14 protein-coding genes and 1 tRNA gene are annotated in these 15,982 nt (G+C 70.3%); 13 read left to right on the top strand and 2 right to left on the bottom strand.

Features of this window, described 5'->3' with window-relative positions; translation table 11 throughout:
- The first annotated feature begins 240 nt into the window (after positions 1–240).
- The 9 genes from topA (at position 241) to ACEN2M_RS12905 (ending at position 10,931) form a co-directional block, all read left to right on the top strand.
- Positions 241–3,279 carry a type I DNA topoisomerase gene (gene topA, locus ACEN2M_RS12865; protein ID WP_441648529.1) on the top strand — a complete coding sequence of 1,013 codons (3,039 nt, stop codon included), beginning with the start codon at positions 241–243 and terminating at the stop codon, positions 3,277–3,279.
- Positions 3,280–3,314: 35 nt separating this feature from the next.
- On the top strand, positions 3,315–3,935 hold the full coding sequence (gene tmk, locus ACEN2M_RS12870; protein ID WP_441648559.1) for a dTMP kinase: 621 nt from the start codon (positions 3,315–3,317) through the stop codon (positions 3,933–3,935).
- A 611-nt stretch (positions 3,936–4,546) separates the two neighbouring features.
- A complete protein-coding gene (locus tag ACEN2M_RS12875) occupies positions 4,547–5,665 on the top strand; it encodes a DNA polymerase III subunit delta' (RefSeq protein ID WP_441648560.1) in 1,119 nt (372 codons plus the stop codon).
- Positions 5,666–5,708: 43 nt separating this feature from the next.
- A complete protein-coding gene (locus ACEN2M_RS12880) occupies positions 5,709–7,241 on the top strand; it encodes an alpha/beta hydrolase (protein ID WP_441648530.1) in 1,533 nt (510 codons plus the stop codon).
- A gap of 3 nt (positions 7,242–7,244) precedes the next feature.
- Positions 7,245–7,883 carry a TetR/AcrR family transcriptional regulator gene (locus ACEN2M_RS12885; protein ID WP_441648531.1) on the top strand — a complete coding sequence of 213 codons (639 nt, stop codon included), beginning with the start codon at positions 7,245–7,247 and terminating at the stop codon, positions 7,881–7,883.
- 52 nt (positions 7,884–7,935) lie between these two features.
- Positions 7,936–8,008 (top strand) — tRNA-Thr (locus tag ACEN2M_RS12890).
- 197 nt (positions 8,009–8,205) lie between these two features.
- On the top strand, positions 8,206–9,519 hold the full coding sequence (locus ACEN2M_RS12895) for an alpha-amylase family glycosyl hydrolase (protein ID WP_441648532.1): 1,314 nt from the start codon (positions 8,206–8,208) through the stop codon (positions 9,517–9,519).
- Positions 9,520–9,579: 60 nt separating this feature from the next.
- The gene (locus tag ACEN2M_RS12900) at positions 9,580–10,065 is read left to right on the top strand and encodes an aminoacyl-tRNA deacylase (RefSeq protein ID WP_441648533.1); all 486 of its coding nucleotides are present in this window, start codon (positions 9,580–9,582) and stop codon (positions 10,063–10,065) included.
- 95 nt (positions 10,066–10,160) lie between these two features.
- Positions 10,161–10,931 (top strand): SGNH/GDSL hydrolase family protein, encoded by a 771-nt coding sequence (locus ACEN2M_RS12905; protein WP_441648534.1) that lies wholly within the window; start codon positions 10,161–10,163, stop codon positions 10,929–10,931.
- A gap of 30 nt (positions 10,932–10,961) precedes the next feature.
- On the opposite strand, the gene ACEN2M_RS12910 is transcribed toward ACEN2M_RS12905, so the two are convergent.
- Positions 10,962–11,195 (bottom strand): hypothetical protein, encoded by a 234-nt coding sequence (locus ACEN2M_RS12910; protein ID WP_441648535.1) that lies wholly within the window; start codon positions 11,193–11,195, stop codon positions 10,962–10,964.
- A 53-nt stretch (positions 11,196–11,248) separates the two neighbouring features.
- Complete coding sequence (locus tag ACEN2M_RS12915) at positions 11,249–11,434, bottom strand: multidrug transporter (RefSeq protein ID WP_441648536.1); 186 nt, start codon at positions 11,432–11,434, stop codon at positions 11,249–11,251.
- Positions 11,435–11,494: 60 nt separating this feature from the next.
- On the opposite strand from ACEN2M_RS12915, the gene ACEN2M_RS12920 reads away from it, so the two are divergent.
- From ACEN2M_RS12920 to ACEN2M_RS12935, 4 genes are all read left to right on the top strand, one after another.
- Positions 11,495–12,481, top strand: coding sequence for a Gfo/Idh/MocA family protein (locus tag ACEN2M_RS12920; RefSeq protein WP_441648537.1), 987 nt, complete (start codon positions 11,495–11,497; stop codon positions 12,479–12,481).
- 208 nt (positions 12,482–12,689) lie between these two features.
- Entirely contained in the window at positions 12,690–14,159 is a 1,470-nt protein-coding gene (locus ACEN2M_RS12925) for a D-alanyl-D-alanine carboxypeptidase/D-alanyl-D-alanine-endopeptidase (protein ID WP_441648538.1), read from the top strand.
- Positions 14,160–14,185: 26 nt separating this feature from the next.
- Complete coding sequence (locus tag ACEN2M_RS12930) at positions 14,186–14,782, top strand: isochorismatase family protein (protein ID WP_441648539.1); 597 nt, start codon at positions 14,186–14,188, stop codon at positions 14,780–14,782.
- Positions 14,783–15,139: 357 nt separating this feature from the next.
- A complete protein-coding gene (locus tag ACEN2M_RS12935; protein ID WP_441648540.1) occupies positions 15,140–15,970 on the top strand; it encodes a DUF4397 domain-containing protein in 831 nt (276 codons plus the stop codon).
- Positions 15,971–15,982: the final 12 nt, after the last annotated feature.

Consider the following 15,982-nt stretch of genomic DNA (forward strand, 5'->3'; position numbering starts at 1 on the left):
CCCCCAATTCCCAAACCGGCGTCAAGCCCCAGTCGGGCTGGACGCGTGTCGCCGGTCTCCGCGATGTTTTCCGGGAAGATGTGCGCAGCACCGATTCGGGCCTTGCACTGCGCCGCAGGGGAGCTACCGTGGAGGCGATTCGGGGCCCTCCGGGGCCGTCGCGGTCGGCGGGCACTCGATTCCTGTGTGTATGGTGTGGCTTGGTCGTTACACAGACCGTTACCTATAAAGAGGAGTCTGGTGCCAGGCACTAAGAAGCTGGTCATTGTCGAGTCGCCGACGAAGATGAAGTCGATCGCCGCCTATTTGGGCGACGGTTACGAGGTTTTGTCGTCGGTCGGACACATCCGAGACCTGATCGAGCCCAAGAATCTGCCGCCGGAACTCAAGAAGGGTCCGCTCGGCAAGTTCTCCGTCGACGTCGACAACGGCTTCGAACCGTACTACGTGGTCTCCGACGCCAAGAAGAAAACCGTCAGCGACCTCAAGCGAGCTCTGAAGAACGCCGACGAACTCCTCCTCGCAACTGATGAGGACCGCGAAGGCGAGGCCATCGCGTGGCACCTCCTGCAGGTTCTGCAGCCCAAGGTTCCGGTCAAGCGGATGGTGTTCCACGAGATCACCAAGGACGCGATCATCGCGGCCACCAACAACACCCGCGACCTCGACACCGCCCTCGTCGATGCGCAGGAGACCCGGCGCATCCTCGACCGCATCTACGGTTACGAGATCTCGCCCGTGCTCTGGCGCAAGGTGGGCCCCGGTCTCTCCGCCGGCCGCGTGCAGTCCGCCGCCACCCGCCTCGTCGTCGACCGCGAACGCGAACGCCTCGCATTCGTCTCCGCCGGCTACTGGGACCTCCTGGCCCAGCTCGCCCCCGGTGCGTCGACCGAGAACGGTTTCCAGGCCAAGCTTGTGCGCCTCGGCGGCGAACGCATCGCCACCGGCAGCGACTTCGACGACTCCGGCAAGCTCAAGCCCAAGGTCGTCGCGGCCACCCTCGACGAGGCATCCTCCCTCGCCCTGGCCGACGCCCTCAAGGTGCCCGGCGTGCCGATCACGGTCACCAAGGTCGCCTCCAAGCCCTACCGCCGCAGCCCCGCCGCGCCGTTCACCACCTCCACGCTGCAGCAGGAGGCCGCGCGGAAGCTGCGCTTCACCGCCCGGCAGACCATGAGTGTGGCCCAGTCGCTCTACGAAAACGGCTACATCACCTATATGCGTACCGACTCGCCGTCGCTGTCGCAGCAGGCCATCACCGCCGCCCGCAAGCAGGCCGCGTCGCTGTACGGCGCCGAGACCGTGCCCGCGAACCCTCGCCTGTACAAGGGCAAGAGCAAGAACGCGCAGGAGGCCCACGAGGCCATCCGCCCGTCCGGCGACACCTTCCGCACCCCCTCGTCGCTGTCCAGCACCCTGCGCGGCAACGACTTCAAGCTCTACGACCTGATCTGGAAGCGCACCGTCGCCAGCCAGATGGCCGACGCCACCGGCTCGACCGCGTCGGTGACCATCGCCGCGGGCCCCACCGGTCAGGCCGCGCACCCCGCCGCCACCGAGGCCCTCGCCGAATTCGCCGCCAGCGGCACCGTGATCACGTTCCGCGGTTTCATGCTCGCCTACGAGGAATCCAGGGACGAGGAGCGCAACGCGCCCACCGACCCCACCGAGTCGAAGCTGCCGCCGCTCGAAGAGGGCCAGACGCTGACCCTCGTCGACGTGGAGGCCAAGGGCCACGAGACCACGCCGGCCGCCCGGTACACCGAGGCCAGCCTGGTGAAGAAGCTCGAAGAGCTCGGCATCGGCCGTCCCTCCACCTACGCGTCGATCATCTCCACCATCACCGATCGCGGCTACGTCACCCCGCGCGGGCAGGCGCTGATCCCCAACTGGATCGCCTTCTCGGTGGTGCGGCTGCTCGAAGAGTTCTTCTCCGACCTGGTGGAGTACGACTTCACCGCCGAGATGGAAGACGACCTCGACCGCATCGCCGGCGGCACCGCCGACCGGGTGGACTGGCTGACCAGCTTCTACTTCGGTTCCGAAAAGCACCGGGGCCTGCGCCAGGTGGTCGATAACCTCGGTGAGATCGACGCCAAGTCGATCAACTCGATCCACATCGTCGACGACATCACCCTGCGCATCGGCAAGTACGGCCCCTACCTCGAGGTCGTCGATCCCAACGCCGACCCGGATGCCACCCCCCGCCGGGTGAACATCCCGCCGGACCTGGCGCCAGACGAGCTCACCCCCGCCAAGGCCCGCGAACTCGTGGATGCGCCGGTCGTCACCGACCGTGTCATCGGCGTGAACCCGGACAACGGCAAGGAGATCGTGGCCAAGGACGGCCGCTTCGGCCCGTACGTGACGGAACTGGAACCGCCGGCCGACACCGACGGACCCGGCGAGTCCATCGACCCGCTCACCGGCGAGGTCACCTCGCTGGCGGATGCCGGCGCCCCGGCCGCAGCCGCTGCCCCCGCCGCCGGCGCCAAGCCCAAGCGCAAGGCCCCGGCCAAGAAGGCCGCCGCCGCGGTGAAGCCGCGCACGGCGTCGCTGTTCAAGTCGATGGACCTGGCCACCGTCGACCTCGACACCGCGCTGGCGCTGCTCAACCTGCCGCGTGTGGTGGGTCTCGACCCCGAGACGCAGACCGAGATCCTCGCCCAGAACGGCAAGTTCGGCCCGTACCTCAAGAAGGGCGTCGACACCCGCTCGCTCACCAGCGAAGACCAGATCTTCGAGATCGACCTGGCCGGCGCCGTGGAGCTGTACGCGCAGCCGAAGTACGGCGCCCGCCGTGCCTCGAGCGCGCTCAAGGACTTCGAAGAGCCCGACCCGGAGAGCGGCAAGGCCATCAAGATCAAGGACGGCCGGTTCGGCGCCTATGTGACCGATGGCATCACCAACGCCACCATCCCCAAGGCCGAGAGCGTGGAAGAGGTCGACTACGAGCGGGCCGTGCAACTGCTCGCCGACAAGCGCGCCAAGGGACCGGTGGTGAAGCGGGGCGCCGCCAAGAAGGCTCCCGCCAAGAAGAAGCCCGCCGCCAAGAAGCCCGCGGCCAAGAAGACGCCGGTGAAGAAGGCCGGCAGCACCACGACGACCGCCGCCAAGCGGGCGCCGGCCAAGAAGTCCGGCACCTCCGCGGCCACCCCCGGCACCGCGGTGCGCGCCGAGCGCACCCCGGAGCAGAAGGCCGCCACCGCCGCCAAGGCTGCCGCCACCCGCGCGGCCACCGCGGCAGCGAAGGCAGCCCAGGCGGCCGCGCAGTCGTGAGCACAGCACCACAGCAGCCGGCACCGGACCAGCCGGTGACGCCCGGCCTGTTCATCACCCTCGAGGGTGGCGACGGGTCGGGCAAGAGCACCCAGGCCGAGCTTCTCGGCGCCTGGTTGCGGGCCCAGGGTCGCACGGTGCTGCGCACCCGCGAGCCCGGCGGCACCGAGGTGGGCGTCGCCATCCGCGAGATCGTGCTGCACCACCGCGGCGAGGTCGCGGCCCGCGCCGAGGCCCTGCTCTACGCCGCCGACCGCGCCCAGCACATCGGCACGCTGGTGCGTCCGGCGCTGGCCCGCGGGGAGGTTGTCATCCAGGACCGTTACCTGGACTCATCCGTCGCCTACCAGGGCGCCGGCCGGGTGCTCGGCGGCACCGAGGTGCGCGACCTCTCGCTCTGGGCGGTGGAGGGGCTGCTGCCGCACCTCACCCTGCTGCTCGACCTCGACGAGACCGTGGCCCGCGGCCGCCTCGACGCCGACAACAAGGTCTTCGACCGGCTCGAGGCTGAGAAGAGCGAGTTCCACGCCCGCGTGCGCGCCGCCTTCCTCGACCTCGCCGCCGCCGAGCCCGACCGCTTCCTGGTGCTGGATGCGTCGCTGCCGGTCGACGAGATCGCCGCGCTCATCCGCGCCCGCGTCGCCACCCTGCTCTAACGTCCCCCTCGCGAGAAGACACTTGCGGGCAGTTGGTGGGCGCCTAACTGGCCACAACGGTCCTCTCGCGGTGGCTGCCCCTCCGCGAGAAGCCACTTGGGGGCAGTTGGTGGGCGCGTGACTGGCCACAACTGTCCTCTCGCGGGGCTGCCCCTCCGCGAGACGCGGCAAAGTGACCCTTCGCGGGCGCTGAAGGGGCATTTGGCGGCGACTCGGCGAACCTCCCCTCGTCGACTTCGGCCAAGAGCCCCCTTCGTTGGCGTCCAAGGGGCGCTTTGCGGCATGTCGGCGGCTCCGATTGAGAGCTGGAGCAGGACACCGTGTGCGAGCACCGTCTTGTCACCGGCGGCAGGTAGCCTTGATGAATGGCAGTGTGGGACGACCTGACGGGTCAAGCAGACGCGATCGCCATCTTCCGGGCCGCCGCCGAGCGGCCGGGAGCGGTCGCCACACTGGAGCGCCCCGACGCCGCAACGGATGCTGCGCCGGGCGTCACAACGGATGCCGCCGCCAAGAGCCCCCGCGCCACAACGGATGCCGCCGCCAAGAGCCCCAACGCGCCAACGGATGCCGCCGCCAAGAGCCCCCGCGCCGCAACGGATGCCGCCGCCATGAGCCCCGCCGCCACCAACCTGGCCGCCGCCAAAGCCCCCGCGCCCAGCACCTCCGCCTCGATGACCCACGCCTGGCTCATCACCGGCCCGCCCGGCTCCGGCCGGTCCAACCTCGCGTTCGCGTTCGCCACCGCGCTGCTCAGCGACGGCACACCGCAGGGCGACACCTCCACCGGCCGGCTGGTCGACGCGCGCACCCACCCCGACCTCACCGTGCTCACCACCGAGGGCGTCATCATCAAGATGGACTCCGTCAAGGAGGCCGTGGCCCGGTCGCAGTACTCGCCGTCGGTGGGCCGCTACCGGGTGGTGGTCGTCGAAGACGCCGACCGCATGGTCGAGCGCACCTCCAACGTGCTGCTCAAGGCGCTCGAAGAACCGCCGGAACGCACGGTGTGGATCCTCTGCGCCCCCAGCGAGGCCGACCTGCTGCCCACCATCCGCTCCCGGGTGCGCACCGTGCGTCTGCGGGTGCCGAGCATCGACGCGGTCGCCGAGCTGCTCATCCGCCGCACCGGGGTGGACCCGGCCGTCGCCGAACGCGCCGCCAGGGAATCGCAGAGCCACATCGGCATGGCCCTGCGGCTCGCCACCAACGCCGAGGCCCGCGCCCGCCGTGAGGAGACCCTCCGCACCGCCCTCGGCCTCACCGGAATCTCCTCGGCGGTGAACGCCGCCGCCCGGCTGCTCGCCATCGCCGGCGACGACGCCAAGGCGATCACCATCGAGCGGGACGCCGCCGAACGCGAGGGCGTGCTGCGCTCGCTCGGCGTGGAACCCGGCCAGTCGGTGCCGCCCGCGCTCCGCGGCCAGATCAAGAACCTCGAAGACGACCAGAAGCGGCGCGCCACCCGCAGCCTCCGCGACGGCATCGACCGCATCCTGGTCGACCTCACCTCGCTGTACCGCGACGTGATGATGGTGCAACTGGGGCGCGACAGCACCATCATCAACGTCGAACTGCTGCCCGAACTGCGCCGGGCCGCCGGGGCCTGCCCGCCGGCCACCACGGTGGCGACGATGGATGCGATCGCCCTGGCCCGGCAGAGAATCGAAGCGAACGTGGCACCCGCGCTGGCCCTGGAGGCCATGCTCGTGTCGATGATTCGCCGTTGACGGCATTCGCAGCCCACCCGATGCACCAGAGAAAAGGAACCCAGTGACCAAGCGCTCTCGCGTATTCACGACCATGACGGCCGCGGTGGCGTTGACGCTCGGCCTGACCGGGTGCGTGCCGTGGTTCATGCCAGAGCCGGCGCCGTCCACATCCACGCCCACAGGTGAAAAGGTCGACGCGGCGCTCGAGCCGTTCTACAGCCAGGTGCTGGAATGGTCCGACTGCGACAACGACATGCAGTGCACCACCGCATCGGCGCCACTGGACTGGGCCGACCCGGCCGCCGGCGAGGTGGACCTCGCCCTGGTGCGTCAGAATGCCACCGGCGACCGGCTCGGCTCGCTGCTGGTCAACCCCGGCGGCCCCGGCGGTTCCGGCTACGACTTCGTGAAGACCTCGGTGGACTACGCCACCAGCGCCGCCCTGCAGGAACGCTACGACATCGTCGGGTTCGACCCGCGCGGGGTCGGCGAGTCCTCCGCGGTGTCCTGCTACGAACCCGCCCAGATGGACGAGTACCTCTACGGGCTCAGCGACGCCGAGCGCGGCACCGACGCCTGGATCCAGGAACTGGAAACCAGCGCCGTGGACTTCGCCGCCGCCTGCGCCGACAAGACCGGCGCCCTGCTCGGCGAGGTCGACACCCAGAGCGCCGCCCGCGACCTCGACCTGATGCGCGCGGTGCTCGGCGACACCCAGCTCAACTACCTGGGGTTCTCCTACGGCACCTTCCTCGGCGCCACCTACGCCGAGCTGTACCCCGACAAGGTCGGCCGGCTCGTGCTCGACGGCGCCCTCGACCCGTCCACCAGCAACTTCGAGGTGACCAGCACCCAGGCGCTGGGCTTCGAGAACGCCCTGCGCGCCTACCTTACCGACTGCCTGGCGGGCTCGGACTGCCCGTTCGACGGCACCGTCGACGACGCCATGGCCACCATCTCGGCGCTGCTGGCGTCGGTGGATGCCAGCCCGATCACCGCCACCGACGGCCGCCAGCTCGGCGCCAACGCGCTGCTCACCGCGATCATCTACCCGCTCTACCAGGCCACCGCGTGGCCCAACCTCAGCGACATGTTCGAGAGCGTGATGCAGGGCAGCGCCGACGGCGCCATGCAGTTCGCCGACGGCTACAACGGCCGCAACCCCGACGGCAGCTACGCCGACAACTCCACCGAGGCGTTCATGGCGATCAACTGCGTGGACTACGCCTACAACGACGACATCGCCGCCATGCGCGCTGAGGCCGCCGAGATCGAGCAGATCGCCCCCACCATCGGCAAGTACATGGCCTATGGTGACATCTCCTGCGCCAACTGGCCGTATGCCTTCGCCGGGGAGCGCGAGGAGATCCACGCTGCCGGCGCCGCCCCGATCCTGGTGGTCGGCACCACCAACGACCCGGCCACCCCCTATGTGTGGGCAGAGAACCTGGCCGCGCAGCTCGACAGCGGCCAGCTCGTCACCTACACGGGTGAGGGGCACACCGCCTACAACAAGTCCAACTCCTGCGTCAACGATGCTGTCGACAGCTACCTGATCGACGGCACCGTGCCCGCGGCCGACCCGATGTGTTGACGGATGGCCGCGGCAGCTGAGGGAGTGGGCCTGCGGGAACGCAAGCGCCTGGCCACGCGCCGGGAGATCCAACGCGCCGTGCTCACCCTCTGCGCCAAGCGCGGCATCGACAAGGTGACCATCGACGAGATAAGCCGGTTCGCCGAGATCTCCCCGCGCACCTTCTTCAACTACTTCGCCTCCAAGGATTCCGCCCTGGTCGGCGACGAACTCGAGCTGGCCTGCGACGCCGACGTCGAGCGGTTCATCAGCGGGGGACCGGGCGCCGACGTGATGGCCGACCTGGCCGAGCTGATCGGCCGCAGCCTGCAGAACACCGACGGCGACCGCGAAATCCACGAACTGCGGCGCGCGGTGATGAAAGACAACAGCTACCTGTTCACCATGCGGATGGCCACACTGCGCAATTTCGAAGCCGGTTTGCAGGAGATCGTGGAGCGCCGGTTCGCGGCCGATGATCCCCGCCTCGCCGAGGACCCGCGGGCCCTCGCCCAGCGGGCGTTGCTGTTCACCCTCGTGGCCATGGCCGCCACCCGGCACGCCTGGCGATGCTGGGCCGAAGCGGATGATTGCAGCCCGCTGTCGGCCTGGGTCGCCAAATCCTTCCGCGAGCTGTACACCGTGACCTCCACGACCGACTAAGCTTGGATGCTGTGTCACCGAGCGTCTTTCGCAAGGAAGTATTCGGTCTCACGCCGCCTTAGCTCAGTTGGTAGAGCGATTCACTCGTAATGAATAGGTCATCAGTTCGATTCTGATAGGCGGCCCTCTCCAGGCCTTCTCCAGGCCTTCTCCAGGCCTTCTCCAGGCCTTCTCCTCCGCCGGTGCCGCCCCTCGGCCGACGCTCCCGCCGCTCGGCGCACCCCCTGCCGGCCACCGCGCCTCCTGTGGGCCGGCGCGCCCGCTATAGCGGGCGCGGCCAACCACAGCAGGTGCGGTGACGCAACCGCGATAGGGTCGAGGCGTGCCTGACTGGACCGAACACGTGATCTGGTGGCACGTGTACCCGCTGGGCTTCGTCGGCGCCGACACCACCGGGCACGAGAGCACCCCCACGCACCGGCTCCGCCAACTCGAATCCTGGCTGGACTACCTGCTCGAGCTCGGCGCCAACGGCCTGGCCCTCGGCCCGGTGTTCGCCTCGCGCACACACGGTTACGACACCACCGACTACTTCGAGGTGGACCCGCGGCTCGGCGACACCGCGGACCTCGAACACCTCGTCAACGAGTGCCACCGGCGCGGTATCCGGGTGATGCTCGACGGCGTGTTCAACCACGTGGGCCGCGAGTTCGCCCCGCTCAGAACCGCCCTCGCCGACCCGGCCGCGCCCGAGAACGCCTTGTTCCGCCGCACCGAGACGGGCGAGCTGGTGTCGTTCGAGGGGCACGACGCCCTGGTCACCCTCAACCACGACAACCCCGCCGTCGCCGATCTCGTCACCGCCGTGATGACGCACTGGCTGCACCGGGGCATCGACGCCTGGCGGCTCGACGCGGCCTACGCGATGCCGGCCGCGTTCTGGGCCGGTGTGCTGCCCCGGGTGCGCGCGCAGCACCCCGACGTCTACGTGCTGGGCGAGGTGCTGCACGGCGATTACACCGGTTTCGTCGCGGACTCCGGCGTCGACACGGTGACCCAGTACGAGCTCTGGCAGGCCATCTGGCACGCGCTGCAGGAGCGCAATTTCTTCGAGCTGGACTGGGCGCTCACCCGGCACACCGAGTTCCTCGGCACGTTCGTGCCCTACACCTTCGTGGGCAACCACGACGTGACCCGGTTGGCCAGCCAGATCCACGACGAACGGCACCACCCGCACGCCCTGGTGCTGCTGCTCACCCTGGGCGGCACCCCGGCGATCTACTACGGCGACGAACAGGGCCTCCGCGCGGTGAAGGAGCAGCGGGCCGGCGGCGACGACGCCATCCGCCCCGCCTACCCCGACCACCCCGCCGACCACCCCGCCGACCGCACCGCCGACCGCACCGCCGATCAGAACCCCGCCGGCCAGGCCACCTTTGTGCTGCACCAGGAGCTGATCGGCCTGCGCCGCCGGCACCCCTGGCTGCACGCAGCCACGACCCGGCCGCTCACCCTCACCAACACCGGCTATGTGTACGAGGTGACCGACGGCAGCCACCGTCTGGTCGTGGCGTTGAACCTCGGCGACGAGACCCTGCCGGTGCCGACGGATGCCGCCGAGCGGCTGGCCGGCGCGGCCGAGCAGGGCCCGGCCGGCCCCACGGTGCCGCCGCACGGCTGGGCGATCTTCGGCTGACCCCACGCGCATCCGCTCGCCCACTCGCACCGGCACGCGCCGGCATGGTTGACTCGAGGCATGGCAGACACCGGGCGTCACAGGGTCGAAACGGATGCGCGAGCGCGCGGCCTGCAGATCGACATCGTCGAGCGCCCCGCGGCCGACAGCCTCGAAAGCGCCGCCAGGCTGCTGGGCCTCGAACCCAGCGGCATCGTGAAGTCGCTCGTGGTGAAGCGCCACGACGGCGACTACATCTTCGTGCTCGTGCCCGGCGACCGGCAGATCAGCTGGGCCAAGTTGCGTGCCCTGGTGGGCGTGAACAAGCTCTCGCTGCCGCACGAAGACCTCGCCCTGGCCGCCACCGGCTACTCCCGCGGCACCATCACGCCGCTGGGCAGCAGCACCGCCTGGCCGGTGTTCGCCGACGAGCGGATGCGCGGCACCCGCGTGGCGATGGGCGCGGGGGAGCACGGGTACTCCGCCTTCGTCGACGCCGACGCGCTGATCACCGCCTACGGCGCCACGGTGGCCGACGTCACCGATCCGCTCAAGCCGCGACCGTAATCCGCAGGCGTAGCCCGCGGCCCGGCCCGCCCGACGAAACCCGCTGACACGGGCGCCGGGCCCACGAAGTCTCCGGGGCTCCTATGCTGGGCCCCATGAACCCCGGGCGCGCGCGACCCTCCCCGCCCGCCGGGTCGCCCCGGCGCCGGTGGTGGACGTGGCTGCTGGCCGGCGTGGTGCTCACGGTCGCCGTGGGCGCTACCGCGGCGGCGCTCCTGCTCGGTGGCACCGGGCGCAGCCTGCCGCCCTCGTTGCTGCCGCCCCTGGAGGACCCGCCGACCATCGCTGCCGGCGACACCGCGGCGGTGTTCCTCGGCGACTCCTACACGCAGGGTTGGGGCGCATCCGAGCCCGACCGGCGCTGGTCGGCGCTCGTGGCGCACGACGCCGGCTGGGTCGAAGTGAACCAGGGCCAGGGCGGAACCGGTTTCGTCGCCACCTCGGGGCTCGGCGGCTGCGGACTGGTGTACTGCCCCACCTACCTGGAGCGGGTGCCTGACGTCATCGCCGTGCACCCCGACGTCGTCGTGATCGCGGGTGGGCAGAACGACCTCACCGCGCTCGCCGCCGACCCTGACGCGGTGCGCGCGGCCGTGGACGCCACCTACGACCAGGTGCGCGACGGCCTGCCGCAGGCCCGCATCGTGGCGGTGGGGCCGTCCACCGCGCAACCGGGCAACGCGCTGATCGTCGAGCTCGATGGGTGGGTGCGGGCCGCCGCGGCCCGGGTGGGCGCCGAGTACCTGAGCCTGATCGACCCGCCGGTGATCGACCAGGAGTCGGTGGCACCCGACGGGGTGCACGTCACCGACGCCGGGCACCGGGCGATCGCCGAACGGGTGCTCGCCGGCATCCGCCAGCCGTGACACGCAGACCTGAGCAGGTGCCACGGTAAGTCAGCGGGGCAGCCGGCGGTCCTTGACCAGGAGCACCAGGAACACGTAGACGCCCACCAGCTGCCAGAGCGCCCGGAACAGCAGGTCGACGGGGGAGTTGCGCGGGGCGAATCCGGGCCTCGCCGGGAGTGCCGGAATCGTGCTGGGAGTCGGCGCGGGCGGCAGAGTGACGGTGTGGTGCACGATCCGGTGTTGCGGGGCCGTGCGCCGGGCCAGAAGCAGATTCTCGCTCACGGGCGTCAGCATACTGAGGCCCGGTGACCGCCCGGCAAACACCGGGTGACCGGTTACTCCGAGGTCTTGCCCGGCCGCACGGCGGCGGTGTCGGCCACGTCGATGCGCTTCACGCCGTCGGCCTGCTCATTCAGGGTCACGCGCGGCGCCGCATCCCCCTCGTCGGCCTTGGGTGCGGTGGTGAGCTGGTCGTGGCGCTTCTCGTCGAACGACTTGTCGGCCGGGTCTTTTTGAGTCATGACCGGCACAATAACACAGCGATCTGGTGCGTGCCCCAGCGTCTTCGCTAGGCTCGCAGCATGACTGATGCACTCCGCTGGGGAATCCTGGCCACGGGCGGAATCGCCCACCAATTCACCGGCGACCTCGTGAAGAACGGCTTCACGGTGCAGGCCGTCGGCTCCCGCAGCCAGGCGTCGGCGGATGCCTTCGCGGCCGAGTTCGGCATCCCCAACGCGCACCCCAGCTACGAGTCCCTCGTGGCCGACCCCGAGGTCGACATCATCTACGTGTCCACCCCGCACCCGTTCCACGCGGCCAACGCCGCCCTGGCGCTGAATGCGGGCAAGCACGTGCTCGTCGAGAAGCCGATCACCGTGAACGCGGCCGAGGCGCGCACCCTGGTGGCGCTCGCCGAGAGCAAGAACCTTCTCCTGCTCGAAGCCATGTGGACCCGGTTCCTGCCGCACATGGCACGCATCCGCGAGATTCTCGCCGCCGGCAGCCTCGGCGACGTGCACTCCCTCATCGCCGACCACACCCAGGACCTGCCCGACGACCCGAACCACCGCATCAACTCGTTGCCGCTCGGCGGCGGTGCCCTGCTCGACCTCGGCATCTACCCGGTGTCGTTCGCGTCGGCGCTGTTCGGCAAGCCCGCGAGCATCCTCGCCTCGGCCACGTTCAAAGACACCGGGGTGGATGCCCAGATCGCCACGATCTTCCGCTACCCGGGCGGCCAGATCGCGTCGCTGCTCTCCGCGAGCGACACCAAGGGGCCCAACACCGCCAGCATTCTCGGCACCGAGGGCCGGATCGACATCGACGAGGTCTGGTACTCGCCCACCTCGTTCCGGGTGTTCAACGCCTCGAACGAGATCGTCGAATCGTACGAGACGCCCGCCTTCGCGGGCCGGGGCATGCACTTTCAGGCCACCGAGGCCGAACGCCTCGTGGCCGCGGGCCTCATCACCAGCGACCTGCTCACCGTGACCGAGTCCGTGCAGATCATGGCGACCCTCGACGAGATCCGCGCGCAGATCGGCCTGGTCTACCCCGGCGAGTAGCGTTCGCGGCCGAGCGGCGGCCCTGAGCCGCGGCATCCCGTGGCGCATGGTTCTTCCCGCGGCGCAGGTTCATTCCCGTGGCGCAGAGTATGGACTGCACGAGCCTGCGCCGCGAGCACTGGCCTGCGCCGCGAGCGCTGGCCTGCGCCGCGGGCGCTGGGAGAGCCGCTTTGACCGGGCTCACACCCTCGCTCGGTAAAGTGCTCAGGTGGATACACCAGACCCGACAGTTCCAGAGCCGGGCGGCCCCTCGGCCGAGGCAACGGAGCAGCCGACCAAGCTCGTCGTCTCGAGCCGGCTGAAGCTGATCATCGCCGCGGCCGTGGCGTTCGTGCTGCTCGGCAGCGGCGCGGTGTGGGCGGGAGCGGCCGCCGGCGACGGCAGCGCCGAGCCGGTCGAGGTGGCCGCGCCCACCGCATCCGCCATCCCCACGCCCACCGCGGCAGGCCCGGAGCTGCGGCCGGCCCCGGCCGTCGCTACCGTGGCCAGCCCGCTGCGCACCTGCTCGGTGGCCGACCTCGCCGCGGACTCCAGGCTGGGCGAGTTCCAGGCGCAGGTGGTGAACGCCGGCACCGGCGAGGTGCTCTTCGACCGCGGCGGCGGCACCGCATCCCGCGCCGCCAGCGTGCTCAAGGTGCTCACCTCGGCGGCCGCGCTGAGCGTGCTCGGGCCGGACTACCGTGCCACCACCACCGTGGTCGCCGGCAGCGAGCCCGGCCAGGTGGTGCTCGTCGGCGGCGGCGACCTCACCCTCTCGAGCACCCCCACCAGTGACGACTCCTTCTACGACGGCGCCGCGCACCTCGACGACCTCGCCGAGCAGACCCGCGCCGCGATGGGCGGCACCGCCATCACCTCGGTGGTGCTCGACTCCAGTTACTTCGGCGACCCGGCCTGGGAGCCCAGCTGGAACCGCAAGGAACAGACCCAGGGGTACATGCCGCTGATCACGGCCCTGCAGGTGGACGGCGACCGCGACAATCCCTACAACAGCACCTCCGCCCGCAGCGACGACCCGGTGGCGCGGGCCGGCGCCGCGTTCGCCGACGAACTCGGCGGCGGCGTGAGCGTGAGCGTTGGCACCGCCCCGGCCGGCGCCGGTCGGCTCGCCGCGGTGCAGTCCCAGCCGGTGTCCACCCTCATCCAGCAGTCGCTCATCGTCTCCGATAATGCCCTCGCCGAGATGCTCGGCCGGCTGGTGGCCGTGGAGGGCGGCACCGGCAACACCTTCGCCGCCATCCAACCCGCCGTGCTGGCGGGCCTGGCCGAATACGGCATCGACACCACCGGCATCCTCATTGCCGACGGCTCCGGGCTCTCCGACAACAACGCCGTGCCGCCGGCCTACCTCACCAGGCTGTTCCAGAAGATCAACGCCCGCGAGGGCAACCTCGGCGTGATCTTCGACGGCCTGCCCGTGGCCGGCGGCGCCACCGGCTCGCTGTCCTACAGCGACAGGTTCTCCGGCCCCAACGCGGATACCGACGGTTCAGTGTTCGCGAAGACCGGCTGGATCGACACCGGCTACACGCTCTCTGGCATCATCAACGCCGCCGACGGCAGCACCCTCACCTTCGCCGTATACGCGTTGGGTGATGTGGGTGATAATGCGAAGCAGGCTATCGACACCATCACGACGGGGTTCTTCCGCTGCGGCAACAACCTCTCGAACAACTGAAATCCCAACCCGACAGGAGTGCTTCCGTGACTCGCGCACTGGTCATCATCGACGTTCAGAACGACTTCACCGAGGGCGGCGCCCTCGCGGTTAACGGCGGGGCCGCCGTGGCCGGGGCGATCAGCGCCCTGCTGGCCGCGCATCCGCTGAGCTATGAGCACATCTTCGCCTCCCGCGACTGGCACGACGCCGAGGGCGGCAACAACGGCCACTTCGCCACGGATGCCGAGCCCGACTTCGTCGACACCTGGCCGGTGCACTGCGTGGCCGACACCTTCGGCGCCGAGTACCACCCGGCGCTGGTGCTACCCAAGTCCACGGTGCACATCCTCAAGGGGCAGGGCCAGCCCGGCTACTCGATCTTCGACGGCATCGACGACTCCGGCACGAAGTTCGGCGAGCTGCTCATCGCCGCCGGGGTGACGGATGTCGACCTGGTGGGCCTGGCCACCGACTACTGCGTGCGGGCGTCGGGGCTCGACGCCCTGGAGCACGGCCAGCACGTGCGGGTGTTCACCGACCTCGTCGCCGGGGTGGCAGCGGAGTCCAGCGAGACGGCGCTGGCCGAACTCGCCCACGCCGGCGCGGTGCTGGCCACCTCGGAGTTGGTCGAGCAGGCCTAGCCCGCAGCGGAGCCCCGGTTCGCCGGGGTTGCCCCGCCGATCTTCGCTCGGGGTGCTCTGCCGTGCTTCGCCCAGGAGCTCTGCCGAGTTGCTGCAAAGTGCCCCTTCAGGGCGCCCGAAGGGGCATTCTGGCGCAACTGGATGCCGGCCGCGTCGCCGACTTGCGGCAGAGTCCCCCTTGGGAGCGCCCGATGGGGCATTCTGGCGCACCTCGGCACAGCGGCCCCGAGAATGGCTCGCCAGGTGCGTCCGAAGTTTTTTTCATGCGAGTGCATCCGAATGGGGGTGTCCTCCGGAAGTAACGGGTAACGGGAAACCGACAGGTTCCCGCCCTCGTTCCACTGACTGGAGGAAACCATGCGCAAGACCATTGCCGTCGGCATCGCAGCCGGCGCCCTTGTTGCCCTGGCGGGAATCGCCCCGGCGAACGCCGCAACCGATGTCGCCAAGCTCTCCGTGCTGCACGGGGTGCCCGGCCTCACCGTTGACGTGTACGTGAACGGCGACCTCACCCTCGACGACTTCGAGCCCGGCGATCTCGCCGGGCCGCTCGAACTGCCCGCCGGCACCTACACCGTGGCGATCACGGCATCGGATGCCGCCGACGCGAGCTCGCCGGCCATCGGCCCGGTCGACCTGCCGCTGGAGGCGGGCAAGAACTACACCGCCGCCGCGCACCTCGACGCGGCCGGGGCGCCCACCGCCACCCTGTTCACCAACGACATCAGCACCGTCGGCGCCGGCGAAGGCCGACTCACGGTGCGGCACGTCGCCGCGGCCCCCGCCGTGGACGTGCTCGCCGGTGGTACCGCGGTGATCAGCAACCTGAGCAACCCCGACGAGTCCCTGCTCACCCTGCCGGCCGGTACGGTGTCGGCATCCGTGGCCGCAACTGGAACCACCGACCCGGTGATCGGCCCGGCCGATGTGAACGTGGCCGAGGGCACGAACACCATCGTCTACGCCTGGGGCAGCCTGGAAGACAGCAACTTGGCGCTGGCCGTGCAGACCATCGACGGCCTGCACTCCAACCCCGACGGCGTTCCCGCCGGCAGCGCGGGCCTGGTCGCCACCAACCAGCCCGGCAACACCTCGGGCCTCTGGTTCGGCGGCGCGGCCCTCGCCCTGGTGCTGGCCATCAGCGCGGCGGCGATCTACGGCACCCGACGCGCCGAGGCGCGGCGCTAACCGGGCGTAGGA

This window comes from Cryobacterium sp. W22_MBD10_FK3, assembly GCF_052113745.1.
Taxonomy (GTDB): Bacteria; Actinomycetota; Actinomycetes; order Actinomycetales; family Microbacteriaceae; genus Cryobacterium.

What these genes read in the sequence shown, in the direction of transcription:
- ACEN2M_RS12920 (WP_441648537.1), top strand. Translation starts at nt 11,495, where the DNA reads ATGACTGATGCACTCCGCTGGGGAATCCTGGCCACGGGCGGAATCGCC.
- ACEN2M_RS12905 (WP_441648534.1), top strand. Translation starts at nt 10,161, where the DNA reads ATGAACCCCGGGCGCGCGCGACCCTCCCCGCCCGCCGGGTCGCCCCGG.
- ACEN2M_RS12885 (WP_441648531.1), top strand. Translation starts at nt 7,245, where the DNA reads ATGGCCGCGGCAGCTGAGGGAGTGGGCCTGCGGGAACGCAAGCGCCTG.
- ACEN2M_RS12915 (WP_441648536.1), bottom strand. Translation starts at nt 11,434, where the DNA reads ATGACTCAAAAAGACCCGGCCGACAAGTCGTTCGACGAGAAGCGCCAC.
- ACEN2M_RS12875 (WP_441648560.1), top strand. Translation starts at nt 4,547, where the DNA reads ATGAGCCCCGCCGCCACCAACCTGGCCGCCGCCAAAGCCCCCGCGCCC.
- ACEN2M_RS12935 (WP_441648540.1), top strand. Translation starts at nt 15,140, where the DNA reads ATGCGCAAGACCATTGCCGTCGGCATCGCAGCCGGCGCCCTTGTTGCC.
- ACEN2M_RS12900 (WP_441648533.1), top strand. Translation starts at nt 9,580, where the DNA reads ATGGCAGACACCGGGCGTCACAGGGTCGAAACGGATGCGCGAGCGCGC.